The following is a 3395-nucleotide window of genomic DNA, read 5'->3' on the forward strand; positions in this document are numbered from 1 at the left end:
ATATAGTTCGGCGGTGTCCTACTCTCCCACACCCTCACGAGTGCAGTACCATCGGCGCTGGAGGGCTTAGCTTCCGGGTTCGGAATGGAGCCGGGCGTTTCCCCTCCGCTATAGCCGCCGAAACACTTCGAGACCCCTCCCGGGAGGGATCGAAACCCTTCCCGGAGGATTCCCAGGGACCGCGAAGGGTCCCCGAGTGTGCTGTCTCAGACATTGCATAGTGGACGCGGGCACACCGAACCGTCACCGGGTCGGGTACATGTTTCGTGCGTGGTAAGCCCTCGACCGATTAGTACCGGTCACCTCCACCCCTCACAGGGCTTCCAGCTCCGGCCTATCAACCCCATCGTCTATAGGGGGTCTTACCCACTCGAAGGTGGTGAGAAACCTCATCTTGGAACAGGCTTCCCGCTTAGATGCTTTCAGCGGTTATCCCTCCCGAACGTAGCCAACCAGCCATGCACCTGGCGGTACAACTGGCACACCAGAGGTTCGTCCGTCCCGGTCCTCTCGTACTAGGGACAGCCTTCCTCAAGTTTCTAACGCGCGCGGCGGATAGAGACCGAACTGTCTCACGACGTTCTAAACCCAGCTCGCGTGCCGCTTTAATGGGCGAACAGCCCAACCCTTGGGACCTACTCCAGCCCCAGGATGCGACGAGCCGACATCGAGGTGCCAAACCATCCCGTCGATATGGACTCTTGGGGAAGATCAGCCTGTTATCCCCGGGGTACCTTTTATCCGTTGAGCGACACCGCTTCCACATGCCGGTGCCGGATCACTAGTCCCGACTTTCGTCCCTGCTCGACCTGTCAGTCTCACAGTCAAGCTCCCTTGTACACTTGCACTCGCCACCTGATTGCCAACCAGGCTGAGGGAACCTTTGGGCGCCTCCGTTACATTTTAGGAGGCAACCGCCCCAGTTAAACTACCCACCAGGCACTGTCCCTGAACCAGATCATGGCCCGAGGTTGAGGTATCCAATACGATCAGAGTGGTATTTCAACAACGACTCCACCGATACTGGCGTACCGGCTTCACAGTCTCCCACCTATCCTACACAAACCGAACCGAACACCAATACCAAGCTGTAGTGAAGGTCCCGGGGTCTTTTCGTCCTGCCGCGCGTAACGAGCATCTTTACTCGTACTGCAATTTCGCCGAGTCTGTGGTCGAGACAGCAGAGAAGTCGTTACGCCATTCGTGCAGGTCGGAACTTACCCGACAAGGAATTTCGCTACCTTAGGATGGTTATAGTTACCACCGCCGTTTACTGGGGCTTAAATTCTCAGCTTCACCCCGAAGGGTTGACCGGTCCTCTTAACCTTCCAGCACCGGGCAGGCGTCAGTCCATATACATCGTCTTACGACTTCGCATGGACCTGTGTTTTTAGTAAACAGTCGCTTCTCTCTGGTCTCTGCGACCACCCCCAGCTCAGGCAGCAAGTGCCGTCACCGGGCGTGGCCCCCCTTCTCCCGAAGTTACGGGGGCATTTTGCCGAGTTCCTTGACCACAGTTCTCTCGATCGCCTCGGTATTCTCTACCTGACCACCTGTGTCGGTTTGGGGTACGGGCCGCAGATGGATCTCGCTAGAGGCTTTTCTCGGCAGCATAGGATCATGGAATTCACCGCAACGGCTACGCATCACCTCTCACACACATGGACGACGGATTTACCTACCGTCCGTGCTACAGGCTTACACCAGCACAACCACCCACTGGCCCCACTACCTTCCTGCGTCACCCCATCGCTTGACTACTACCAGACGAGGTCCCGCGCATCCCCCCACACGCCACCCGAAGGCGGTCAGCAGGGCTCTGGACGGTTAGTACACCTGATTCATCACTGGGCGATCCACCACGGGTACGGGAATATCAACCCGTTGTCCATCGACTACGCCTGTCGGCCTCGCCTTAGGTCCCGACTCACCCTGGGAGGATTAACCTAGCCCAGGAACCCTTGGTCATCCGGCGGACACGTTTCCCACGTGTCATTCGCTACTCATGCCTGCATTCTCACTCGCGACACCTCCACACCAACGATCACTCGGGCGCTTCTACGGTGACACGACGCTCCCCTACCCACCCACACCCGAAGATGTGAGTGCCGCGGCTTCGGCGGTGTACTTGAGCCCCGCTACATTGTCGGCGCCCAGCCACTAGACCAGTGAGCTATTACGCACTCTTTCAAGGGTGGCTGCTTCTAAGCCAACCTCCTGGTTGTCTTCGCGACCGGACATCCTTTTCCACTTAGTACACGCTTAGGGGCCTTAGCCGGCGATCTGGGCTGTTTCCCTCTCGACTACGAAGCTTATCCCCCGCAGTCTCACTGCCACGCTCTCACTTACCGGCATTCGGAGTTTGGCTGACGTCAGTAACCCGGTAAGGCCCATCAACCATCCAGTAGCTCTACCTCCGGCAAGAAACACGCGACGCTGCACCTAAATGCATTTCGGGGAGAACCAGCTATCACGGAGTTTGATTGGCCTTTCACCCCTACCCACAACTCATCCCCTCAGTTTTCAACCTAAGTGGGTTCGGGCCTCCACAACATCTTACTGCTGCTTCACCCTGGCCATGGGTAGATCACTCCGCTTCGGGTCCAGACCCGGCGACTCGACCGCCCTATTCGGACTCGCTTTCGCTACGGCTACCCCACCACGGGTTAACCTCGCCACCGAGCACTGACTCGCAGGCTCATTCTTCAAAAGGCACGCCATCACCCCACCCCGAAAGGAAGGCTCTGACGGATTGTAAGCGCACGGTTTCAGGTACTATTTCACTCCCCTCCCGGGGTACTTTTCACCTTTCCCTCACGGTACTAGTCCGCTATCGGTCACAAGGAAGTATTCAGGCTTACCGGGTGGTCCCGGCAGATTCACAGCAGATTCCACGAGCCCGCTGCTACTCGGGGCACGACCACAGAAGACACAGGACTTTCGGTTACAGGACTCTCACCCACTCCGGCAGGCCGTTCCAGACCACTTCACCTAACCCCGTGTTTTATCACTCCCGCCCAGCCAGGTAGAACCAGGACGATCGACCCCACAACCCCACACACACAACCCCTACCCGGTCTCACATGCACATGGTTTAGCCTCATCCGCTTTCGCTCGCCACTACTCACGGAATCACATATTGTTTTCTCTTCCTGCGGGTACTGAGATGTTTCACTTCCCCGCGTTCCCTCCACACCGCCTATACATTCAGCGGCAGGTGACACCACACAACTGGTGCCGGGTTCCCCCATTCGGACACCCTCGGATCACAGCTAGGTTGGCAGCTCCCCGAGGCTTATCGCAGCCTCCCACGTCCTTCATCGGCTCCTCGCGCCAAGGCATCCACCGTACGCCCTTACACACTTACAACACACGAAACACACACCCGACCACAG

Annotated in this window: 2 rRNA genes; both read right to left on the minus strand. The window is 57.7% G+C overall.

Annotation, left to right across the window (positions count from 1 at the left end):
* Positions 1–5 precede the first annotated feature (5 nt).
* Positions 6–122, minus strand: a 5S ribosomal RNA gene (gene rrf / locus ABD908_RS26450).
* Positions 123–269: 147 nt separating this feature from the next.
* Positions 270–3369: ribosomal RNA gene (locus tag ABD908_RS26455) — 23S ribosomal RNA — on the minus strand.
* Between the last annotated feature and the right edge of the window lie 26 nt (positions 3370–3395).

Origin of the sequence: Tsukamurella soli, assembly GCF_039541155.1 — a bacterium.
Taxonomy (GTDB): Bacteria; Actinomycetota; Actinomycetes; order Mycobacteriales; family Mycobacteriaceae; genus Tsukamurella; species Tsukamurella soli.